14 protein-coding genes are annotated in these 24,851 nt (G+C 41.5%); 11 read left to right on the forward strand and 3 right to left on the reverse strand.

The features are described 5' to 3' along the window. Positions 1 to 16: 16 nt before the first annotated feature. The gene (locus BUC20_RS10245; protein WP_073230565.1) at positions 17 to 2,452 is read right to left on the reverse strand and encodes a phosphocholine-specific phospholipase C; all 2,436 of its coding nucleotides are present in this window, start codon (positions 2,450 to 2,452) and stop codon (positions 17 to 19) included. A gap of 389 nt (positions 2,453 to 2,841) precedes the next feature. Between BUC20_RS10245 and BUC20_RS10250 the strand changes: the two genes are divergently transcribed. Continuing rightward, positions 2,842 to 3,795, forward strand: a complete 954-nt coding sequence (locus BUC20_RS10250) for a helix-turn-helix domain-containing protein (protein WP_073230567.1) — start codon at positions 2,842 to 2,844, stop codon at positions 3,793 to 3,795. Here the strand turns inward: BUC20_RS10250 and BUC20_RS10255 are convergent. Beyond that, on the reverse strand, positions 3,779 to 4,798 hold the full coding sequence (locus BUC20_RS10255) for a helix-turn-helix domain-containing protein (RefSeq protein WP_073230568.1): 1,020 nt from the start codon (positions 4,796 to 4,798) through the stop codon (positions 3,779 to 3,781). The two genes, BUC20_RS10250 and BUC20_RS10255, sit on opposite strands and share 17 nt — an antisense overlap. 109 nt (positions 4,799 to 4,907) lie before the next feature. Here BUC20_RS10255 and BUC20_RS10260 point away from each other — a divergent pair, with 109 nt between their 5' ends. Then, positions 4,908 to 7,316: a TonB-dependent receptor gene (locus BUC20_RS10260; RefSeq protein ID WP_200800921.1), complete on the forward strand. Its 2,409-nt coding sequence runs from the start codon at positions 4,908 to 4,910 to the stop codon at positions 7,314 to 7,316. Positions 7,317 to 7,625: 309 nt separating this feature from the next. On the opposite strand, the gene BUC20_RS10265 is transcribed toward BUC20_RS10260, so the two are convergent. Further along, positions 7,626 to 8,705, reverse strand: coding sequence for an acyltransferase family protein (locus BUC20_RS10265; RefSeq protein WP_073230570.1), 1,080 nt, complete (start codon positions 8,703 to 8,705; stop codon positions 7,626 to 7,628). Positions 8,706 to 8,965: 260 nt separating this feature from the next. On the opposite strand from BUC20_RS10265, the gene BUC20_RS10270 reads away from it, so the two are divergent. The 9 genes from BUC20_RS10270 (at position 8,966) to BUC20_RS10310 (ending at position 24,775) form a co-directional block, all read left to right on the forward strand. Further along, on the forward strand, positions 8,966 to 11,344 hold the full coding sequence (locus tag BUC20_RS10270) for an ABC transporter permease (protein ID WP_073230572.1): 2,379 nt from the start codon (positions 8,966 to 8,968) through the stop codon (positions 11,342 to 11,344). Beyond that, positions 11,337 to 12,365, forward strand: coding sequence for an alpha/beta hydrolase family protein (locus BUC20_RS10275; RefSeq protein WP_073230574.1), 1,029 nt, complete (start codon positions 11,337 to 11,339; stop codon positions 12,363 to 12,365). Before BUC20_RS10270 ends, BUC20_RS10275 begins: the two co-directional genes overlap by 8 nt. A 223-nt stretch (positions 12,366 to 12,588) precedes the next feature. Continuing rightward, complete coding sequence (locus BUC20_RS10280) at positions 12,589 to 13,155, forward strand: RNA polymerase sigma-70 factor (protein WP_073230576.1); 567 nt, start codon at positions 12,589 to 12,591, stop codon at positions 13,153 to 13,155. Between the two features lie 101 nt (positions 13,156 to 13,256). Continuing rightward, positions 13,257 to 14,390 (forward strand): FecR family protein, encoded by a 1,134-nt coding sequence (locus tag BUC20_RS10285; protein WP_073230578.1) that lies wholly within the window; start codon positions 13,257 to 13,259, stop codon positions 14,388 to 14,390. A gap of 232 nt (positions 14,391 to 14,622) precedes the next feature. Next, entirely contained in the window at positions 14,623 to 17,955 is a 3,333-nt protein-coding gene (locus BUC20_RS10290; protein WP_073230580.1) for a TonB-dependent receptor, read from the forward strand. A 14-nt stretch (positions 17,956 to 17,969) separates the two neighbouring features. Then, positions 17,970 to 19,793, forward strand: a complete 1,824-nt coding sequence (locus BUC20_RS10295) for a RagB/SusD family nutrient uptake outer membrane protein (RefSeq protein WP_073230582.1) — start codon at positions 17,970 to 17,972, stop codon at positions 19,791 to 19,793. 12 nt (positions 19,794 to 19,805) lie between these two features. After that, positions 19,806 to 20,687 carry a discoidin domain-containing protein gene (locus BUC20_RS10300; RefSeq protein WP_084528740.1) on the forward strand — a complete coding sequence of 294 codons (882 nt, stop codon included), beginning with the start codon at positions 19,806 to 19,808 and terminating at the stop codon, positions 20,685 to 20,687. A 57-nt stretch (positions 20,688 to 20,744) separates the two neighbouring features. After that, the gene (locus BUC20_RS10305) at positions 20,745 to 23,156 is read left to right on the forward strand and encodes a family 20 glycosylhydrolase (protein WP_073230586.1); all 2,412 of its coding nucleotides are present in this window, start codon (positions 20,745 to 20,747) and stop codon (positions 23,154 to 23,156) included. Further along, positions 23,153 to 24,775 (forward strand): discoidin domain-containing protein, encoded by a 1,623-nt coding sequence (locus BUC20_RS10310; protein ID WP_073230588.1) that lies wholly within the window; start codon positions 23,153 to 23,155, stop codon positions 24,773 to 24,775. Before BUC20_RS10305 ends, BUC20_RS10310 begins: the two co-directional genes overlap by 4 nt. Positions 24,776 to 24,851: the final 76 nt, after the last annotated feature.

Raw genomic sequence — 24,851 nt, forward strand, 5'->3', positions numbered from 1 at the left:
GAAGCAGTACCCTTTTTTACCGGTTACCCATTAACGGATCTGTAAAACTCTCCTTTGCATGTTCTGCATGTCCTGCAAACTGCTGACTAAACACATCATTCTTTTCAGTGGTTACGGTTAAATCATACCAGCTATGGCTTGCTTTGATGTCGATAGGAATAAACATCTCCTCCTGATTCTTATTTAAGACCACATTGATCACTGGCTTCTTATAGCTGTTGTCCTTGATGGTTAACTTAATCGGGTTGCCTTTGGCCAGACGGCGGATGTGGAGCAGTACATTGCCACTGATGCGTCTGCCATCTTTTTCACTTTGGTACCTTAAAGAGATTGCGATTTCAGGATCATTTATATTTCCGGTATACCTGCGGTAAAAACCATTTCCACTGTAAACCTTCAAATCATAAGTTTCTTCTTTAAAATCAGCTAATGGCCATTGGTAGTCAACGGTATCACCAGCATCAACAGTGAAATTCCAGTTTTTATCCGCCCCGTAAACGATAAAACCAGCACCCTTGGCTTTATCTCCAAAAAAGGTATTGCCGGCAGTAAAGCTGATTTTAAACTGTTTGTTTTTATGATCTGGTGTTGCATGTGCGTACAGTTCATAAGGAATGGCATTTGCCGGTTTAATCCCAGGTTCCTGTTTCGGTAAGTTGGGGTTGTGCAAAGGATTTTTAAGGATTCCTTCGATGGCTGCTTTATCCAGGTTTTTAAAATTATCAGGCAGTTTAGCGAATTTAGCTTTATGAATACTCTCCAGAAAAGGCATTCTTTCTACCGCTTTAGGCAGCGGAATCTGTTCGCCGTTATAGGGTCTGAAAACTGAAGTTAAATCACCGCAGAGACTTCTTCTCCAGGAACTAATATTATCTTCCTGGATCTTCTGACCCGTTTTGTGTGTTAAAAAGTGCTCCAGAAACTGAATGGAAGAAGTATGGTCAAAGGTCTGAGAGTTGACATAGCCACCTCTTGACCATGGTGAAACCACCACCATCGGTACCCTGAAACCTAAGCCTACAGAACTTTCCCTTTTGCTGTTTTCGCCTTTATAAATATATTCAGCACTGCTATCTAATGATTTTGATATTTTTCCACTTGCCTGATCTTTGGGATTGGGCGCAACAAAAGGAGGCAAATGATCAAAATATCCATCGTTTTCATCATAGGTAAGGATGAAAATGGTTTTTTTCCATACCTCCGGATTCTTTGTTAAAATATCTATGGACTCAGATAGATACCATGCGCCATACCAGGGTGCTCCCGGGTGATCTGAGAAGTTGGAAGGAGCAACAAGCCAGGAAACGGTAGGTAATTTCCCTGCATCAACATCTGCACGGAACTGATGTAATACATCTCCTTTGGGGATTTTAGCGGTTCTTTGAGTGCCTTTGTCGTCGTAAGTAATGCTTTCCAGACTATGGAAATCCGGATCGTTCCTATTGGTTACAAAAGCTCTTTTATGCAGGTCCTGTTGTTCCGGACTTAGCTTGTCCAGTGGGTTTTGTTCCAGGAAATCAATTTCTTTGTTCAGGGCCAGAAGCTTTTCCTGAAGTTTAGGATCTGCTTTTTCTTTTAATTTTGTTTCCAGTGCTGTTTTTGCTTTGCGCAGGTAAACCAGATGTTCGGGATGTCTTTTAACATGGTATTGTTTAAAAAACTCCATGTCGTTGTCCGTAAAATTAGCGAGCCAGTCGTCTTCTTCGCCTTCAAAACCTACGCCCACGCTCAGTTCATTCTGGTATATTTTCCAATCCACATTGTGTTTCGATAAGCGTTCCGGAAAAGTACTCCAGGATACCCTTTCCGAACCGTCGATATAGTCGTTAGAGTGATGCGCCAAAGAGCTTTCTTCTTGTTTTTCCCTGATCTTACCTGTCCAGAAAAAACAGCGGTTTGGGCTTGTTCCTGTTAACACAGAACAAAAGTTATGGTCGCAAACCGTAAATGCATCCGCTAAAGAATAATAGAACGGAATGTCTTCCCGGTTGTAATATCCCATGGTTAAAGGCATATCTGCATATTCCTTATGACCTGATCTTTTTGCTTCCAGCCAACCATCATAGCGGCCATTGTTCCGGGCATCTACCTGATTTTCCCAGGAGTGTGGAAGGGCACTCATCCAGGTGGCTTTGGTGTCTTTTATGTTTAACCTGAAAGGGGCATAAGTTTCTCCTTTTTTATTGCTTTGCAACCATACCGGATATTGGTTGGGCAGGGTAATTGCCCTGGGATTGTTAAATCCTCTTACTCCTTTAAGCGTTCCGAATGCATGGTCGAATGACCTGTTTTCCTGCATTAGAAATACGATATGTTCTGCATCTAAAAAGGTGCTTCCTACTTTAGGATCGATTGCCATTGCTCTTTGAATGGAGGCAGGTAATACACCTGCAATACCCATGGCACCGGTTAGTAATGTTGCTTTTTTAATGAAATCTCTTCTGCTTTCCATTGAATTGTAAATAATAGGATTGGTAAAGCGAAACTAATCAATCCTTTTAAAACTTGTAAAGTGTCGTTGCTTATTTTACTTGAATATCCGGAAGTATATTGGTACTGTCTCAACGATACCCGCCTAAACGGGTACCATTGTTGATGAAGTCTCCTGAGAGGGGGGAGAAAAAAATATGGTTTGAATCGTGTTGCGTCTGTTTGGTTGATCAAATCTATTGAGACTTTCCTGAAAAACATGAATTTATCGCTGAAATGAGGTTCGGGATTATAATTCCGAATCATTATTGTTACGTAGTTAATGTTTTGGGGGGATCGGACTGGGTTTATTCGAAATAAATTTATCTTTACGATTGGTAATCATCTTGTTATTAATAATTAACGCTCAACATGTCTCATCCCGTTCATCTGGTTCTTCAGCAGCTTTCTTCCTTTCATCCTTTGAGTGCCGAATTAAACCAGGAGTTCCTTGACAATTCTTTTGATATTTTTTTGAAAAAGAACGATTATCTAATGAGGAAGGGAGAGCTGAGCAGCCATGTGTACTTTGTGATTAAAGGGATCATTAGCGGACAAATCACAAATAAGGAAAAGACGATTACCAGTTTTATAACAGTTGATGGTGAATTTCTATCTGCAATTGAAGGGATGTATGGAGATAAACCTTGTGTGGAAGATGTGAGAGCGGAGGAAGATTCTTATCTGGTTGCCATGTCTTCAACGTATTTCCATAGTCTGTATGACCTTTATCCGGAGATGAATGTGATCTTCCGGAAAGTTTTGGAAATGTACTATGGTGATGCCCATTATCGTTCCATTTTTATAAGGATGGGGAGTGTGGAAGACAAATACATTTATTTCCTGAGGACATTTCCAGAGCATGCCGAACGGATCCCTATAGAAGTTGCAGCTTCTTTTATGAACATTAAGACGGCTACATTGCTGAAAATGATCGGTAAGATGAACGCCGGAAAAACTTTAAACCAGCAATTGTCCAAAGAAGACATTATAGAAAGTATGGACAGGTTTAAATATTATCTCCAGAAGAAGCTTACGCTTAAACAACTGGCAGATTTGCTGAATACCAGTCCTCATCATTTGTCTTATCTTCTGAATGAGCATTTTAATGAAAATTTTAACAGTTTCGTTAACCGTCTGAGGATAAACTATATTCTCGAACAGCTTTCCATTCAGGATAACCTGCAGCAATATAGTATTGACGGCCTGGGCAGGCAGGCGGGTTTTTCTTCCAAAACCACTTTCTTTTGTGAATTTAAAAAGAGGATGGGGCTAACCCCATACACCTATTCTCAACAGAATAATACGGTTACATCATCATCCTGATCTCTTTGGGTAACATATCATGATACTTTTTAAAGGCTTCAGTAAAAGCTACCGGAGTTTTATAACCGATTTCATAAGCAATTTCTTTAATCGGTTTCTGTGAGGATTGCAGCATTTCTTTAGCTTTTAACATTCTTAAGTCCTGTGCATATTCAAAGATCGGTTTGCCGAAATGCGCCTTAAAACCATTTTTTAGTTTATGTTCATTGATCCCGTAGCGTCTTGAGAAATCTTTTATGGTAGTAAAGGGTTCTGTATTGCCCTCAATAAATCTGGCTATTTTCTCAATGACATTAATATCATATTCTCCCATCCTGAAATTTGACCTGACTTTTTCTTCAGGGACTTTGATTTTTTGTGTTACAAAATTGATCTGATGTGCCAGAAGCTCAAACACCTTTCCTTTCATGTATATTTCCCTCGCTATGCCGGTCATCCCAGAGGAGCTGATCTCTTTCAAAATACGTTTGGTGCTGGCGGTGACAGGAATGGATTCTTTAAATAAGGTTGCACTTTTTCCGAGTTGTACGGCATTGATCAGGGCATCCAGAGGAGCATAGTCCAGCTTCCATTCCTGGAGGGTAGAAAGATCCATATACACATCGAAATTCCGGTACTTTTTTCCCGATCGGCAATAGAGTTCTGTTTCTGAACCCGGGGCGATATAATGTATATTTTGCTGCATGGCACGATAAGTATTTTGCTCCCCATTGATCTGATCGGTCAGTTCGTCCATCTCCAGCATGAAAGTCATCTCCAGGCAGGTATGTTGTCCGACTTCTGTTTTGATCAGGGTATCACAGGAAATCTCCTGATGATAATCGGCAAACATAAACTCTTTTCCCCCATCTATATAAGAGGAATTGATCTCTCCAAGACTTCCTTTGTAGGTCGTTTTTTTCCAGATGGCCTGTTCTTCTTTCATTTCTGCCTTCACCCTTGACAAGTCATAATAACTGTGCAAGGAACTTCCCTGTTCCAATATGTTTTTAATGCGACTCATTTTTCCTCCCTGTTGCGGTGTTTTCCCTCCCAAAGTCTATGCTTTTTCTGAAGGCCCAGCCATACTTTTGTGCCGTAAAAATAACATTATTAATAATCAATCTTAATAAATGAATATATATCTGCGTTTCAGACCTGAAAAAGGTATTTTAATGGTGGTATTGTTTAGTACAATACTCACCTTATTGCCATTTTTTCTTTTTGCCCAGCAGCTGGGTGCCATCTCAGGCCGTACGGTGTTGCAGAATGGAGATCCAATGGAGGGAATTACCATCAGCATTAAAGAGTTGAAAAGAAAAACTTCCAGTAATAAATCCGGGGAGTTTAGTTTTCAGGAGATTCCGGTTGGGGAGTACACGCTGGAAGTATCACATGTTGGCTGGACTGCTTTGTCGTCCAGGATACAGGTAAAAGCAGATTTCAGCTCCAAGGTAGACTTTAAGATGAAACTTTCTGAAAATGCACTCGACCTGGTTACCGTGATTGGGAAATCAAAATCGTTCAATACCAATTACAGCTCCCATTCTCTGAAATTGGATCGCCCGTTGGTAGAAATTCCACAGAGCATTCAGATCATCAACCGCTCCCTGCTGGAAGAACAACAATCATTTACCATTGCCAGTGGCATCACCAGGAATGTAAGTGGAGTGCGCACCATCGCACATCAGAATGATGCAAGTGTGAGCATTTTTGTGCGGGGATTTGGTGCGACTAACCTGAGAAACGGCATGAGTGTAGGCGGATCTTTTGGACCACTGAGAGAGGACATTGCATTTGTAGACCGGGTGGAATTTATCAAAGGACCAGCAGGCTTTCTGATGGGGAATACGCAACCAGGAGGGCTATACAATGTGGTCACTAAAAAGCCAATGGGTACAGGAAAAACTTCGGCAAAGTTAATGCTGGGGAGTTTCAGCACTTACCGCTCCGAAGTAGATATCGATGGCAAGCTTACTGAAGATGGAAAGTTGTTGTTCAGGCTCAATGCAATGGGCAGCAAAGTTGGCTCTTTTATCCAGTATTCAAATAATGAACTCTGGGGGCTTAATCCTTCTCTGAAATATAAATTCTCTGATAAGACAGACATCACGGCAGAATATACTTATTCCCAAAATGCTTTTACAGGTGGTTTTGCGAAGTATGCCTATTCTATGAAAGGTTTTAAAGACCTGCCACGGTCCTTCACTTTTTCTGATCCAATTGTAGATCCAACGGTGATCAAAGACCACAGTGCCTTTGTTACCCTGAACCATGAGCTGGCAAAAGACTGGAAGGTTACGGCACAATTGGCTTATATCAATTCAGGGATGCAGGGTGAATCCCTTTATCCGAAGTTCAACAGCATCAATGAGAAGGGAGATCTTTATAGAGGGATATCTGTCAATGATGCGCTAAATACTTCTACACTAGGGCAAATATTTGTGAATGGTGCCCTAAAAACTGGTGATGTTAACCATCGCATCCTTGCCGGACTAGACCTTGGCTCAAAGCTTTATTATGCAGATTGGTCGGTTCTCGCGGATACTGTTGGTGGTGTTTTTAATATCTACAATCCGGTGTACGGCAAGCTGAAAAAATCAAACCTTCCAAACTACGACAGGTCAAAGAGTCTTCGTGAAAGAGGAATTGGAAGCCTGAGCGAGTATACTTTTACTTCTGTGTTTGTACAGGATGAACTGGCCTTTTTTTCTGATAAACTGAGGTTGAGCCTTGGCTTGAGGTATACCGGAACGACTAAGACCAGCAGTGCGGAAAATGGCAAACTGGTGAAAAATAATGCTTTTACACCAAGAGTTGGACTGAGCGCTACCGTAGCTCCACAGACCAGCGTTTATGCGCTGTATGACCAGTCTTTCCAGGAGCAGGTGGGAACGCTTGTTGGAGGTGGAGCAGTAGAACCTTCACTGGGAACGAATAAAGAAATTGGTGCAAAACGCAGCTGGCTGAACGGACAGTGGCTTGCTTCAATTGCCATCTTTGAGGTCACAAAAACAAATTTACTTACCGTTGCAGACCCAAGTGTACCTGGTATTATGGTTCAAACAGGGAAAGCCCGTTCCAGAGGTTTTGAGTTTGACCTTAAAGGAGAAATTTTTAGTGGTCTTAATGTGATGTTGAACTATGCTTATACTGATGCAAAGATCGTAAAAGACAATACGGCCAGCCGTGTGGGCAATAATCTGGATGGTACAGCAAAACACATTACCAATGGCTGGGCTACTTACCGCATTCAGGAGGGTAAAACAGCAGGATTGGGCTTCTCTCTTGGTTATCAGTATGAGATTAAAAGAGCAGGATGGCCGGTAGTACAGAACAAATACCTGCCGGATGATTTATTTACACTTGATGCAGGAATTTCCTATGTAAAGGAACGCTATAACATTTCATTGGTAGCCAATAACATTACCGATCGATATAACTATACCGGTTATTATCCTGGTGCATGGACTTATAAGCATTATGGATGGGGAGCTTTAGCACCTGCGAGCTTTAGACTTTCAATAGGCTATACGTTGTAAACCCTAAAAAATATTAATTGAAGGTGCCTGATCAGGCACCTTTTTTGTTTTATATAGAGCCATATGTAAACTTATCGTCGTATTCCTGATAGAGGTTTACACCTTCTGAGATTCTCTGGGGTTGGAAGGTAGGTGAGAGGTAGGTGGAAGATATCTGAGAGATAGTTCCATAGTTGTTTAGCCTTTCAACTACCTCTCAATAACCTTCGAACTACCTCTCAACCCCGGAGCGTGTAGGGAGCGTATATACAGCATATATACAGGTCTTATACGTCTTTGACCTTCCCTGTTTGATGTTAAAGAAGAGCGTTATTTCCTTTTATTTGTTAGGTACTTCCGTACCGGAATGTCAAAAGCAACCATCACAAAATAAGCAATGCAGGTTAGTAGAATTGTTCCTGTAATGATGATTAAGGTAAGTTGACCTGTTTCTGGTTTATGACTGGTATAGTAATTTAAAAACATCCAGATGAATGCATAATGGGTCATGTACAATGGATAGGAGATCTTGCCTGAAAATACACATAGCTTTTTAAATCCCTGGGTTAATGTCGCACCCGCACCAAGGGAAAGCAACAAAGGAAAATAAAGGAGAACAACCAGTGGTTCTGTAATCCAGTTCCATTTGCTGTAAGGCATCAGGAAGGCCAATAATAACAAGGCCGACAGTCCGATAAAACCGAGCTTATTTTTTAGGATCAGGTTGAAGCGGAAGATCAGCAAGCCGGCTAAAAAGGAATAAAAAATACGGGCACCACCATCCCAGGCATTTGGTCCTCCCCATCCACCCAGAAGAGATCCTCCGGCACGATGGCTCACATAACACAGTACTCCGGCAGCAATGACGGTTAATACCAGCAGGTAACGGCGATCGATTCTGCAAAGCACCAAAGCATAAACGATATTGGCTACATATTCCCAGAATAATGACCAGGCAGGGGCATTTATTCCGAATAAATTGAAAGAACGTTCTTCAATTACAGGAAAAGGAATCATAAAAACGGAAGCAAGAAATATCAGTATGATCTTACCTGCACTGTATACTTCCGGATGCCCTCCGAATGGATCGAAAAGAAAAGCCAGTAAACCCAATACTGAGCCTAAAATTACCAATGGTTGTAGTCTGATCAGCCTGGATTTGAAAAACTGGCCGAGGCCCATTTTACCTATCCGGTCGTCATAAGCATAGCCAATTACAAACCCCGATAAACAGAAGAAGAAATCTACTGCAAGAAATCCGTGGGCAATGAAATTCTTGTCGGGGAGGTACACCATTTCCATAAAATGAAAAACGACGATGGAAATGGCGGCTATTCCACGTAATCCATCAAGAATTTCGAAATGTTGTTTTGTTTTTAATAAGTCAGGACTTAGTTCTTTTGTAGACATTTATAATTTGTTTGGTTTCAGTTGTGTGCTCAAGGATACCAAAATATAGGGATTTCAGCAAGTTCCCGATCAGGTATCTTCGAAATGGACCTGCTTTAAGGAAATACTATCATTATTTTTACGTAAACGACGTTCATTAACGCACATGCATTGTTCATTTTTGAACAACCGGAAATTCAAAAAATTGCTGTAATGTGAGCAGATGAAACTTTTTTGTTTCTGGCACGTCCTTTCGTTATTACCTGCAAAAAAATGATCAGATGTTCAGGCTTAATTTGAAAATTGCATTGCGGAACCTTTTGAGAAACAAAGGCTTTACTCTTATTAATATCGGTGGATTGGCTATTGGGATGAGCTGCTGCCTGATGTTTTTGCTCTATGTGAATTATGAATGGAGTTACGATAAGCAATATCGGGCAGTTGACCGTATTTATGGGGTATATAAAAACTACCGCTCGAGTGATCAGACTTTCACTTACGGAATTACCGGAGATGCGCTTCCCAATACGCTCGCCCCTGCAGTATTACAAACGATTCCCGAAATAGAGCAAGCAAGTCGTGTGGTGAGAAGGTGGGGTGTGCTATTCAACTATGAGCACAGTACTTTCAAAAAAAATGTTTCTTATGTAGACCCTTCTTTTCTTAAAATACTGGATTATAAATTTATCAAAGGAGACGCTGTAGCGGCGCTAGCAGATCCTAATTCCATATTAATCACCGAGAGTACGGCAAAAAAACTGTTTGGAGATATAGATCCAATTGGGAAAAGTATAAAATGGGACAATAGAAAAGACCTTCAGGTAACTGCAGTTATAGCAGATCCTCCCCGTAACCAAACTTACCAGTTTGATGTTTTGATGTCTTGGGAATTCTTTGAACAAGAAAATTCTTTTGTCAAAACCAGCGGATGGGGAGCCGGATTCTGCAATACTATAATTCTGCTGAAAGAAAACAGTAATGCCGATCAGGTGGATACTCAGATTAGAAAACTGTTTAAATTAAATGAAGAAAATACCAGGTCTGAAGCTTTTTTGTTTCCCTTAACTAAGGGGCATTTGTACAATAAATTTGAGAATGGAATTCAGGATGGCGGAAAAATCGGACAAATAAAGCTATTTCTTTTTCTTGCCTTTTCTGTACTACTCATTGCCTGTATTAACTATATGAATTTATCTACTGCACGTTCAGAAAAACGGGCAAGGGAGGTGGGGGTTCGGAAGACGCTTGGTTCTTCCAGAATCGCAATTGCAATCCAGTTTTTCACAGAGTCAATACTGCTTTCATTTGTGGCGATACTCATCGCTTTCGTTCTTACGGAAGCTTCATTGCCCTATTTTAATCATCTGCTGGAAATAAATATGTCCATTAACTACAGCTCCCCTGTGTTATGGATTGTACTGTTGTTTTTATTGTTTTTTACAGGAGTTATTGCGGGAAGTTATCCTTCTTTCTATCTCTCTTCGTTTATTCCTGTGAAGGTACTTAAAGGCTTTAATAACGCCGGAAGAAGCTCTTTGCCAGTTCGTAAGATCTTAGTAGTGCTGCAGTTCGGATTTTCTATCTGCATGATCATTTCTGCAATTATCATTTATGGTCAGATTAGTTTTATCAGGAATAAGCCCTTAGGATTTGATCAGCACAATCTGGTGCAGATTGATCGGTCCGGTGAGTTGAAAAAATATTCCAAAACAGAATTATTTAAAGCAGAATTACTTAAATCCGGAGCAATACTTTCCGCCACCGAGATGTCTAATGGACTAACTAATGGAGGGAATAGTACCAGCTCATTTGAATGGCCAGGCAAACTTCCTGACGAAAATATTGTCATGAATTTTAGAGAAGTAGGGTATGACTTCAGCAAAACCATTGGAGCCCGTATGCTGCTTGGCAGGGATTTCTCCCGGAAATTTGGTTCAGACTCTTTAGGGGTAGTTTTAAATGAAAGTACAGTAAAAGCGATGCGCCTTAAAAATCCTGTAGGTACCAGGATCAAATGGGAAGGAATCAATTATACGGTCATTGGGGTGGTAAAAGATTACACTTATGAATCTGCAGTTTTTAAAGTTGCACCAACATTGTTTTTTTGTAATCTAAATGAAATCAATACGATTTTGTTACGCCTTAACCCTGTTAAAAGCTTAAGTAAGTCCTTAAAATTAATTATTGAATTAGGCGCTGTGATTGATCCGGCTTACCCTGTAGAACCACAATTCATTAGCCAGTCCATGGAAGATAAGTTTAAAAATGAGCGTTTGATCGGCGTACTTTCCAACCTGTTTGGCGGATTTGCCATTTTTATATCCTGTCTGGGCTTACTAGGCCTGGCTTTGTATATGGCAGAACAACGGAGCAAGGAGATCAGTATCCGAAAAGTGCTGGGCGCTGACCTTAAAAGCATCCTGGTCCTGCTGAATAAAGATTTCATAAAACTGGTGCTGATCGCTAACCTGATCGCTTTCCCTGTTGCTTATATCTTCGCCAGTAAGTGGCTGCAGAAATATGATTATAAAATAGACATTACTTTATGGCCTTTTTTACTGGCTTTATTTTTATCTCTGCTGATCGCTTTAATAACGATCAGTCTACAGACTTTTAAAGTGGCAAGGGCCAATCCGGTAGATGCCTTAAAATATGAGTAACACAAAAATGAGTAAAACTTTTTATGTACTGGCCTTTCTTTCTATTTGTACCTTCAGCGTATCCGCACAGGTTTTTCCGAAAGGAATGTTTGAGGATTATGAGTTGTCGGCCAGTAAACTGGGGGATTTCAGTATACATGTTAGCAAGCCAACAGCCAAAGGCCCAAGGCCATTACTGATTTACCTGGATGGCTCAGGGAATTATCCGATCCAGTTTAAGACCAAATCCGGGAGGTATTCAACTTCTATTGCTTTAGATATCGCAAAATATGCAAAAGATTATTACATCGTTCTGATCAGTAAACCAGGAATCCCTTTTAGTGATTCTTTGCGTTATAGTGAGTCTGGCAGGGCCTTTTATCTGGGAAATAAAACTTATAAAGAGCGGTATAGCCTGGACTGGCGTGCGGGAACTGCTGCCGAAGCAATCAATTTCCTGGTCAGGGAACTGCCTGTAGATCAAAAGAAAATCATCGTGATGGGCTATTCTGAAGGTTCACAGGTTGCCCCCAGGGTGGCGGTTTTGAATAAGAAAGTGACCCATGTGGTCTGCTTTGTAGGAAATGCACTGAATCAGCTCTATGATTTTATCCTTGAGGCCCGTTTGGAAGCAGACAGGGGCACAATATCAGCGGAAGAAGGACAGCGAAGGGTAGACTCCCTGTATCTTGAATATGAGAAAATCTACGCGAAGCCTTTGTCTGTTGATGAAACCTGGTACGGGGAAACCTATCTGAAGTGGAGCAGCTTTACGAAAACAACACCCTTGGAAAATATGCTCCAGCTGGGTATTCCGATTTTATATGTTGCCGGAGGAAAGGACAACCATCAGAACATCATGGATATGGATTATGCCCGCCTGGAGTTTTTAAGAAAAGGCAAAAAGAACCTGACTTATAAAGTTTACCCCAATGCGAACCATTATTTTCAGGAAAGCAGTACAGTTGATGGAAAAGTAAAAAAAACAGATAGGATTGATGAAGTTCATCAGTTTGCGTTTGACTGGCTGAATTCAAAGTAATTGAAAAAAATCTTTTTTTCTGTTGATAATGGCTTAATATCGAAATATGTTACCACACATGTACAAAAGTTAAGGATTTTATCTTGCTCCCCGGATTAATTAATTGAAATGATCCGATCAGAGATTTGGCAGATTTATATACTTATTCCCTTCATTCCTTGGTGCCTGCCTGCCAAAGCTCAATATTAATTTAATATGATATATTCGTTTTTTTGTAACCTCTATGTCAGACCAAAAGGATTCAGATATTGCATTATTCCACTTAATTCAGTTAAGTGACCGTACTGCTTTTAATGAATTGTATCACCGTCATGTGCAGGCTTTATTCAGGTATGCGAATGGGATCCTGAATGACCGGGATGCGGCTAACGACGTTTTACAGGAGGTCTTTATCTGGTTCTGGAATAACCGTGCCCAGATTAAAGCGACCTCCATTAAGAGTTATCTGTTTGTAGGGGTTAAGTTTAGAATTGCGAATTACATTCGTGATGGTAAGCTCAGGGATTCTGTGTATCTGAAAATAAAAGATATTCAGCCTGGTGATTTGTTTTATGACCATGATGAGCTGGAAGTAAAAGAGCTGAAGGAGTTTATTTATGGATTCATTGAAACACTTCCGGATAAGTGCAGGCATGTTTTTCAGCTCAGCAGGATAGAAGGTCTCAGTCATAAAGAAATTGCAGAAAGGTTAAACATCTCTGAGAAAACCGTAGAAAATCAGATCAGCATTGCTTTAAAAAAATTGCGTCAGAAAATGACTAAGAATCCTTTGTTGAGCATTCTATGGTAGAATTTAGCTGGTGTAAATCAGAAGGTCAAATTATTTTAATTTTCTTTTGGGGGGAATCATCTTTTTAAGGTTTCTATACATAACGAACCGATAAAACTGATATGAAAGAAAGTGAATTCTTAATGCTGGCAGGCAAAGTTTCGGATGGGAGTGCTTCATATGCTGAGCTTTCCCTCTATAATGCTTACCTGAATTTTTTGCAAAAGAATGCTGTAGGTAAAGGAGCTGAACTGAGGGAGGAAGAGGTATCCGTTTTATGGGCCAGGATCAATGCGGCTACTGAAGAGCGGCCGAAACCAAAATCGTTTAGGTTGTTTTATAAAATAGCGGTGGCAGCCACAATTCTGATCATTTCAGGGCTTGGCTTCTATTTTTTCAACCCCAACTACATTTTAAGACCTAAAGAAGCTCCGGAACAGGTCTCCGATATCCAACCGGGAGGAAATAAGGCGATGCTTACCCTGGCTGACGGGCATCAGGTGGCCCTGACTGAAAGCTCCAATAGGATCATCACCGCAGGAAACGGAGTAAAGATTCATCTCAACAATGGCGGAGAATTGGTTTATCTGCCAACTGAAGAGAACAATAAGGGCAGGTCTGATTATAATAAAATAGAAACCGGTATCGGTGGACAATACCAGGTGATCCTCCCTGATGGAACAAAAGTCTGGCTGAACTCTTCTTCTTCACTTCGTTATCCTACAGTATTTAATACTGCCGAAAGAATCGTTGAATTGAAAGGAGAGGGATATTTTGAAGTTACAAAAGACAAAACCAAACCTTTTAAAGTGATGACTGAAACTCAACAGGTCGAAGTGTTGGGAACTAAGTTTAACATCAATGCTTATCCAGAAGAATCAGGCATCAGAACAACACTCCTCCAGGGAAGTGTGAATGTAGGGATGCCGGATAAAACAGCAGCTTATACTTTGAAACCAGGAGAACAGGCCGTACAGACAGGGCAGCAATTTAAGATTGTAGCCGTCGATACCGAAGAGTTTATTTCCTGGAAAGATGGCTACTTCCTGTTTAACGATGAACCAATCCATACTGCAATGAGGAAGCTTGCCCGTTGGTATGATGTGCAAGTGGTATATGAAGGTGATTTTAAAGACATCCATTTCGGAGGGTCTGTTTCTAAATCTAATTCCCTGCAAAAAACATTGAAAGTATTGCAGTCCACAAATAAACTGAAATTTAAAGTCGAAGGAAGGAGGATTAAAATTATGAGGTAGCATTTTACTCAATTTTAATCCATGAAACCGGAAGTGTTTGCCCACTCCCGGATCATTAAATGGATCACATCAACCTAAATCAACAACTAACCATTTATCAAACAATCAGGAAGTCAAACTATTGGCACGCTCGTGCTATGGCTTTCTGTTAGATCCAAGAACCAAATGTATGAAAATTTACGATCCCAACTCGTATGATATTTACTGTCTGAAGGATAAAATTTTATTGACCATGAAACTGACTGTAGTTTTAATTATCACTGGTTTTTTACAGGTAAGTGCAGCTACTTATGCCCAGAAGAAGATCACGGTATCCGTTGAAAATGCCCCCATTGAGCTGATCCTTAAAACGATCAGAAAACAAAGTGGATTTAGTGTTTTCTTCATCCAGCGGGACCTGAAAAATGCCTTACCTGTGACCATGAATGTAAAAGAAGTTTCACTGGAAGAAGCCCTGGAAAAGTGCTTCTATAATCAACCACTTACCTATATTATTGAATCAAACACCGTAGTGGTGAAGGAGAAGGCTCCTCCTGTAAAAATAAACAGAGCCTCTTTTACCATCTCCGGAAGGGTAAAAGACAATTCCAATTTACCACTTCCCGGAGTATCTGTGCGGGTTAAGGGCAGTACAAATGTGAAGTCGACCGACAATCTGGGTAAATACAGTATCCAGGTAGAGCTGAGGGACAGTCTTGAGTTCTCTTATGTGGGCTATGTAAAGCAGGTCGTGCTGGTCAAAGGAATGGAAAACATAGATGTTACGATGGTCCCGAATGAAGGTAGCCTTGATGAGGTGGCTGTTGTAGGATTCGGAAAACAAAAAAAGATCAGTATCGTTGGTGCAATACAAAGCATTAAACCGGAAGAACTAAGAATTCCTACCAGCAATATTTCCAATGCTTTTGCCGGAAAACTTGCCGGAGTGATTGCTGTTCAGCGCTCAGGACAACCCGGAGCAGATGGCTCTTCATTTTACATCAGAGGTATTTCTACCTTTAACGGCGCCACCAATCCCCTGATCATCTTAGATGGTGTGGCCGTTTCGTCGGGAGATCTGAATGCTCTGGCACCGGAAGTTATCGAAAGTTTTTCCATTCTTAAGGATGCCACTGCAACGGCTATTTATGGTAGCAGGGGGGCAAACGGGGTAATGATCGTAACCACAAAAAGTGGTAAGGACCTGGACAAACCAAGAATAAATGTCAGACTGGAGAATTCTGTTTCTGCACCTACTAAGATTCCAAAGTTCGTATCAGGAACCGATTATATGGAACTTTTTAACGAAACGATTGCTGGAAGAGGTTCCAGTGAAGTTCCATACACTCAGGATAAGATTGACGGAACCCGGAACAGGCTTGATCCTTATGTATACCCTGAAATCGACTGGTATGATGAGATGTTTAAAAAAGCGGCTTATAACCAGACGGTGAACCTGAATATTCTGGGTGGTGGAAAGAAGGTCGATTACTTTTTAAGTGCCACACTAAACAATAACTCAGGCCTGATCAAGGACTTTAACGTTAATACTTTCAAAAATAACATTTCCGTGAAAAGGTATTCCTTCCAGAATAACCTCAATGCCAACCTTAGCCAGGATACCAGGGTATCCTTAAAACTAAATACCCAACTCCGCGATTTCCGTGGACCAGCTAAAGATGCAGAGGGGATTTTTGCAGATGTGATGAATGCCAGTCCTGTAGATTTTCCATTGATGTTTCCTAACAATGCCGCAGAACGCAGAGATGTGTTCTTTGGAGGCCGGTCTGGTGGAAATGTAAATGCCGGTTACCTGAACCCCTTTGCGGAAATGGTGAAAGGATATACCAATAACTTTCAAACTACGGTGATTGCTACTTTTGATGCAGAACAGAAGCTGAATTTTATTACTGATGGCTTAACTGTTAAAGGATTGGCATCTTTTAAAAACTGGAGCAATACCAATACCGTAAGAAGCGGAGGGTATAACAATTACGAACTGAAAAATCTGGTTAAGAATCCTGATGGAACTTACAGCTATGACCTGTCTATGATTGGTACGCCGCAATCTGCAGCACTGGGAACAGAGAATTCTACGAGTGGCGACAGGATGCTTTATTTTCAGTCCTCCATAGAATACAATAAAACACTGGCTGAAAAGCACAATGTTTCGGGATTGTTATTGTACAATCAGGAAGAGTATAGCGTAAATAATCCTACGGATCTGATCAGTTCCCTGCCAAGAAGACGACAAGGGATTGCGGGAAGGGCAACTTATGGTTTTGACAATAAGTACCTCGCTGAATTTAACTTCGGATACAACGGTTCAGAGAACTTTGCCAAAGGAAAACGTTTTGGATTTTTTCCTTCTGTAGCGGTAGGTTATGTACTGAGCAGTGAAAGTTTCTTTAAATCTTTATCCGGAACGATTCCCTTATTGAAATTCCGTGCTTCATGGGGTAAAGTAGGTAATGATCAGATCGCGGGTGCAAGGTTCCTTTATATGTCTGACCTTAATCTTACAGGGCAGGGCTACACCACTGGTCTGGATATGAATTACGTAAAAAACGGACCTACTTTTTCACGTTTTACGAATAATGACATTACCTGGGAGGTAGGCGAGAAGATCAATGTGGGAATGGATTTAAACTTGATGAATAAGCTGAACCTGGTCATTGATTTTTATAGAGAAAACAGGTCGGGTATCTTCCTGGAAAGAGCAGGGATCCCCGGTTTCTTTGGAACAGATGGGACCAAGGTTTACAGTAATATCGGGGAAGTACGTAACCAGGGGATGGACCTTTCCCTTGATTATAACCATGATTTTGGGAATGGCTTTTTCATGAGCCTGAAAGGAACATTTACTTTTGCAAGAAACAAGATCATCAATAATGATGAACCTCCGTTTACCAAGTATAAAAACCTTTCTGCTGTAGGTTATCCGATTGGTACACAGCTGGGCTATGTTGCCGACCGCCTGTTCATTGATGATGCTGATATCAGGGCACATGCGCTACAACAAATCGGCGGGGTAATTATGCCCGGAGACATTAAATATCTGGACATTACCAATGGAATAGACGGATTGAACATCATCAACAGTTCTGATATGGTAAGGATGGGGTATCCCGGCACTCCGGAAGTGATCTATGGATTCGGGCCTTCTTTTAAACTGAAGAAATTCGATTTCTCTTTCTTCTTTCAGGGAGTAGCGAACACCTCGTTTTTTATCAACGGATTTCATCCTTTTGGGCCAAGAACGCAAAGAAATGTATTACAGTTTGTAGCCGATCAGCGCTGGAGAGCAGATGACCCAAATCCATATGCTACTTATCCAAGATTATCCAAACTCGACTTGCCGAACAATACAGAAAACTCTTCTTACTGGTTAAGAGATGCTTCCTTTTTAAAGCTCAGGAATGTTGAATTGGGCTATACTTATAAATCAGCGAGGATTTATCTGAGCGGATATAATGTACTCACTTTCTCCAAATTTAAGCATTGGGATCCTGAGCAGGGCGGAGGCAATGGTTTACGCTATCCAAGTCAGCGGATATTCAATATAGGTTTGCAAATGGGATTTTAATAAAGAATACGACGATGAAATTCAAAAATATTATCATATTAATGATCGTTGCCCTGGTGATGGGAACGAATACCGGGTGTAAGAAATACCTGGATGTAGTGCCTGATGAGCGTCCGACAGAAAAAGATATTTTCAGAGATGTATTGGCTGCCGAAGGATTTCTTTACTCCTGCTATGCCGCAATTCCAAGTCCGAGAAATACGTCAGGAGGAATTGACCTGATGACTTCAGATGAAATTGCGACCCCTTTTGAGCATGAGTCCGCCTCGCAGTTTCCCCGCGGAAACTATAGTGCCTCCTCTCCGGTGATTTCTTACTGGAATAATCTTTATAAGGGGATCAGACAATGTTATATGCTGATTAACGGGGTAGATGCGACACCAGGTCTGGATGATGCAACCAAAATAAGGTATAAAGCAGAAGCAAAATTTTTGATTGGTTATTACCATTCTTTACTCATGAAGTTATACGGACCTGTCATCATTCAGAATTCTGTTGCTGATGTGAACACACCTGCAAAGGATTTTCCTGTCCGCAATTCTTATGATGAATGTGTGGATTTTGTGGTCAGCATTCTGGATGAATCGGCTAAAGATTTACCAGCGATGCCTGTGGCAACTTCGGAGATTGGGAGGGCTACTTCTGTGATTGCAAAAGCTGTTAAAGCACGTTTGCTTTTATATGCTGCTTCTCCATTGTTTAATGGGGGTGGAGGGCTTGCTTCAAGCTTCTACAGCAACTTTAAAAATCTGGACGGAAAGCAATTGATCAGTCCCACGTTCAATAAAGAAAAATGGAAAAGAGCCGCTGATGCTGCAAAAGAAGCAATCGATGCTGCGGAAAGTAATGGTTTTGTATTGTATAAAAACAGCACTTATACTGCTTCATCATTACCTTCAAATCCTGTAGAGAAAGATTTGCGCTTTACTTTTGTGGATAAGAACACCAATGAGGTAATCTGGGCAAGTACCGTTCCTGAAGATACCTACAGCATTCAATACCTGTCAGGTCCTTTTGTTTCTAACGCTGCAGGTGGTGCTGCTGCCCCTTCATTAGCCATTGTCGAGCAGTTTTATACCAAAAATGGATTACCCATTGATAAAGATCCTGCCTATAATTATGCAGGCAGATATGGAACTTCTACGGGACCTAATGGGGTTACGATGAACCTGAACCTGGACCGGGAGCCAAGGTTTAACGCCTGGATCGCTTATCACAACAGTAAATATGAAATCATCAGAGGAGCGACAAAGGAAACGGTAGTTAAGTTCAGAAAGAATGATGCGAATGGCATCCAGAACAGGTCTACGGATTATTCTACCACAGGATACTTAAACAAAAAAGGTGTTCACCCGCTGATCACCCAAACTACCCTGGGGGTAAATCAACAATACCCTTTCCCCTTTATCCGGTTGGCAGAGCTCTATCTTGATTATGCTGAAGCATTGATTGAGTATGGAAATGACCTTTCACTGGCGAAAACCTATATCGACAAAGTGAGGGACCGGGCCGGAATTCCAGGAGTAGATGCAGCTTGGGCTCCGATTGGAGGGGCTTCCCATCAGGGTATCCTGCGTTCGATTGTCCGTCAGGAGCGAACGATTGAACTTTACTTTGAAGGGCATCGTTTCTGGGACCTCAGAAGGTGGATGGCGGCAGAACCTTTCGGGCTTAAGGTGAAAGGAATGAACATTCAGGGAGCAACCGATCCGGAGTTTTTCCGGGTTACAGAACTGGTATTTCCAAGGTCCTTCCGTGTTCCGGCAAATTATCTGATGCCAATTCCGCAGACAGAGATCAATAAAAATGAAGCACTTGTTCAGAATCCTGGCTATTAACATCGATTTGATATGAAAATTATATATATCATACTTTTAGTATGCACCATAATGACGTCCTGTACTAAGGATAAAGAAACGTTGAAATCACCAAGCGCTATTTCGGATGTTAGGACGGAGGCCAGAGTAGGTGGAATACTTCTGAAATGGAAACGGCCGGCAGACAGCAACTTCCTGTATGTGGAAGTACGTTACCAGAAAAAGGATCAGGTGGTTAAAACGCTGGTTAGTAAACATACCGACTCCTTATTGGTTTCCGGCTTGCTGAATAAATTAGAGTATACTTTTGAACTCCAGGTCTTCAATAGAGATGGTAAAGGCATTAAAGCCGGGGAAATCATCTCTACCAACAAAGTAAAACCCATCAGAAGGATCGTGAGTGTTGTTTATTTGTCCGATCAACTCAGTCAGGTTACCGGAATCACTGCTGATATGCTGGAAACATTTACACAACAGGACGATGAAGGTCCTAAAGAAGACCTCATCGATGGTAATATCAATACGTATTGGCATTCTGCATGGGCCGGCGACGTACGACCGCTGCCACATTGGGTAAGAATAAACTTTCCAAAAGAAACGACTATCGGCAGTTTTAAATATTTTGTACGGCAGAGCAGTCATGTGACCGCAAGGCCCAATCAGTTTGCGATAGAAACCAGTGCTGATGGAAATACCTGGAAAAGGGAATGGACCTCCAAACCGAATTTGCCCGTAGACCCTATGACTACCGAAAAACAACAGAGTTTTGATAAAAACCTGACCTCTAAATTCTTCAGGTTAATGATACTGGCGAATCAGGGTAAATTAAACTATACTCATCTTGCTGAACTCCGGCTGTTTAAAATGGCGGAACAAGAAACAGATCTGGAGAAACTCGCAGAAGATAATTATTAAATAATGCTCAAACGCAGACGGAGGGAATGTGCTCTTCGTCTGTTAAAATGAATTAAAATGAGAAGAAAACAAGCGCTCCTGGCAATCTTATTGTCTTTTTTTTATGCAGGAACTACTGTTGCACAAAGTGTCGATAGTCTGGAATTCGCCAAAATATCGAAGCAGATTTCCTTTTCTGATACGATAAAGAAAGGAATTGTTTCTTTTCCTGTGCCTAAGGTGCCGGAAGGATATGAACTGATTTTAAAAGGCACAGACCGGCTACATGTGATCAATAAAAAAGGGAAGATCTTTACCCCTTTACAAGGGGTAGAGGTGGACTTGTACTATCATTTGTTGAGACTAAAAGATCAGCAACAACTGGATATGCCTCCGGTTAGAGTTCATGTAGAGGGATCATTTAATGAAATGAAGGGCAATCCCAGGCCATTTGTCATTCCGGCCTTAAGGGAATGGCATGGAGGAACTGGAAGCTTAAAACTAACAAAGAATAGCCGGATTGTTTTTTCTGATACAGATCCCCGGTTGATTGAAGTAGCTGCTTTGTTAAAAAAAGATCTTTTGATCAGTTCTGGTCTGGACCTGAAAGTAAACAGGGGAAAACCAGGGGCAGGAGATATTTTCCTGGCTTTTAATGCTAAAGATGAAGGTTTGGGGGAAGAGGGATACCTGATGGAAATTAACGATCATGTTCGCCTGAATGCGTTCCATAAAAGAGGAATGATCTGGGCAACACGTACGATATTGCAACTGCTGGAACAGGATCCATCAAACCATTCTTTGCCGAAAGGGCAAAGCAGGGATTACCCTAAATATGAGGTAAGAGGTCTTGTTCTGGATGTGGCCAGAAAGTTCTTTACGATGGACTTTTTGAGAAACTATGTGAAAATGATGTCTTACTATAAGATGAGTGAATTTCACATCCACTTAAATGACAATGGCTTTCCCATCTATTTTAACAACAACTGGGATCAGGTATACGCCGCTTTCAGGCTGGAAAGTTCAACTTACCCTCAGCTGACTTCCAAAGACGGGCATTATACCAAAAAGGAATTTATTGCCCTTCAGCAGCTCGCCGAAGAATATGGGGTCAGCATCATTCCTGAGATTGATGTGCCTGCACATTCCCTGGCGATCAGCAGGATCCTGCCGGAAATTGGAAGTAAGAAATACGGAATGGATCACCTGGACCTGTATCATCCAAAAACCTATGAGATCGTGAGCAATATTTTCAAAGAATATCTCCAGGGCCCTAATCCTGTCTTTACCGGGAAAGTGATGCACATTGGTACAGATGAGTACGACAAAAAAGAAGCAGAGAAGTTCAGGTATTTTACGGATTATTTTATCAGGTATGTACAGGGATTTGGGAAAGAGGCAAGGGTATGGGGAGCGTTAACGCATGCAAAAGGAAATACCCCGGTAACTGCCAATAATGTAACCATGAATGCCTGGTACAATGGTTATGCGGAACCTTTGGAAATGAAAAAACAAGGCTATCAGCTCATCAGTACGCCGGATGGCTCACTATATATTGTTCCTGCTGCGGGCTACTATTATGACTACCTGAACCTTAAAAATCTTTATAGAAAATGGGAGCCGGTAAATGTAGGTAAAGTGACGTTTCAGGCCGGAGATCCTGTGATCAGAGGTGGGATGTTTGCCGTTTGGAATGATAAATCCCCCGCAGGAAACGGGATATCAGAGCAGGATGTTCATGATCGGGTATTTCCTGCAATGCAGGTTCTGGCTCAGAAGATGTGGGCAGGAACGGACAGCATTCCATATACTCAGTTTCAGGCTAAAAGTAAAGAGATCAAAGAAGGGCCCGGGTTAAATATTGCAGGCTTTGTTAAAGGGCGGGATTCATTGGTGTTACATTATGACTTTAACAGTTCAGAAATAAATGACAGATCTGTTTACAAGCGTGGTAAAGCTGTGCTGAGTTCCCCTAGAGCAGGGAAAGGTAAATCCGGGAAAACACTGGTTTTATCTGCATCAAACCGCTTTGTTCAACTCCCTTTAAAGGAGATCGGATACAATTATACCATTTCATTACGACTGAAGTCTGATGCGGATCAGAAAGGTGAAAAGGTCTTGTTCAGCTCCCCTCATGCTGTTTTTAAATCTGCTGACCGGGACAATAAACTGGCCTTTTCAAGAGAAGGGTATGACTATCAGTTTGATTATCAGCTTCCGGCTGGAGTTTGGACTGAGGTCGCCATAACGGGTACAAATAAGGGAACCTCATTATTCGTCAACGGAAAGCTAAAAGAAAAGAAAACCGGAAAAGAAGTTTTATATCCGGAAACCAAAGCTAAAATGTTCAAAGTAGAAACCCTGGTGTTCCCGCTGCAAATGCTGGGGGATCGCAATCGCGCTTTCCAGGGTGAAATTGATGATCTGAAAGTCTTCAATAAGGTCTTGTCAGATCAGGAAATAGAAATCATCAACCAAAAACCTATATGAAAAAACAAATCAACCTATTGGCCTTAACTGCCATTCTTTGCCTCTGTCTGAACAGTTGCAAAAAATCTCCTGAACTGGGTACTGAAGTACCTGATCCCAATCTGCCGGTTTCAACTGCCGTGGTTACGGTAAAAGAAGGAGATTTTACCTATACCTCCGATTATCCCTATAATCTGAACCTGGTTTATTTTGTGCCGACAGATTTTCCGGAAGTGCCGGATTATCATAGAAGAGTGAGCGAGTATATGCTGCATATGCGTGCTTTTACTGCAAAATGGATGAAACACTGGGGTTATGGAGACCGGACCTTTGGCTTGTTGACTGATGCTGCAAAACAAAGGGTAAGGATCACATTGATCAGAGGTAAATTCCTTAAAAAAGACTATCCCTATGAAGGTGGTGGAAATAAGATCAGAACAGAGATTGATGCTTATTACGCTGCAAACCCGGATCAGAAAACCAGTGATCATTATTTTGTATTGGTGCCAAATGACCTGATCAATGACAACCGGGATTCCCCTTTTTATGGGATGGGCCGGTATGCTTATGCCCTGGATTCAGAAGGTATAGAGGTGAAAAATTTGGGCAAACCAGGACCCGCAGGTGCTTATGCGCAATGGGTCGGTGGTTTATTTCATGAACTGGGCCATGGCTTAAACCTGCCGCATTCCAAAGGACCGGAGTCTGAGGCAAATGATACTAATTTTGGAATGGAGCTGATGAGTGGGGGAAACAGCACTTATGGTTCCAGTCCGACTTATTTAAGTGCATTCAGTGCAGCGATTTTAAATAAAAGCCAGGTGTTCAGTAAAGAGAAAACAACTTTTTATGGTGCGGTTACGGCGAAACTGACTAAGATCTCAGGGAAATACAGTGGAGGAAACATGATCATCAGCGGAAAGTTTAGCTCCACAGTTCCTGTGAGCGACGTGGTACTGCGTTTTCAACGCCCCTCAGTCGATGCGGGTGGTTATCAGGCCGAAGGAATCCGGACAAAGGTCATTCAGGCAGACAGCTTTTATGTGAGCATTCCTGTCACCGATATCAAGGTGAAAGACAATACTCCTTATAGCCTTCAGGCAATCCTTGTTCATCAGAATGGGGCATTGACATGGAGCGATCATCCTGTTCAGTTCGTTAATGGTATTCCGAAATTCCACTTTAGCTCTGAAAAAGAGGAGTTCAGTAAAGCCGCATGGAAGGTTACTGCGGTAACCTCTCAGGAAAACGGAGGTGAAGGTCCCAATAACGGACTGGGGATTCACATGATTGACAATGATTTGTCTACCATCTGGCATACCCGATGGACAGGGAGCAGTCCTCCGGCATTGCCACATTCAGTTGCAGTGGATATGGGAAAAAGTAACCTGACCAAAGGTTTCTCTTTTGTCCAGCGCTCGGGAAGTAACAGCAGTATGAGCAAAGAGCTGGAGGTACAGATAAGTACTGACGGAACAACCTGGGAGACGGTGTTAAATATTACGCTGGCTCAGAATAATTACTTCCAGTATTTTGATTTACCAGCAGCAAAGACTTTCAGATATTTTAAGGTAACTGCTAAAAATGCTTATACACCCAATCCTGAAAATGCTTCTATAGCGGAGGTCGGGGCGTATTAATGATGCTGAATTTGGTTAAGTCAGGTTAAGTTTGCAGGTGCGCTCTGGTCGGCGTACCTGCTTTTTTTGTCCTTTT

The sequence above is a fragment of the Pedobacter caeni genome (assembly GCF_900129215.1).
Taxonomy (GTDB): domain Bacteria; phylum Bacteroidota; class Bacteroidia; order Sphingobacteriales; family Sphingobacteriaceae; genus Pedobacter; species Pedobacter caeni.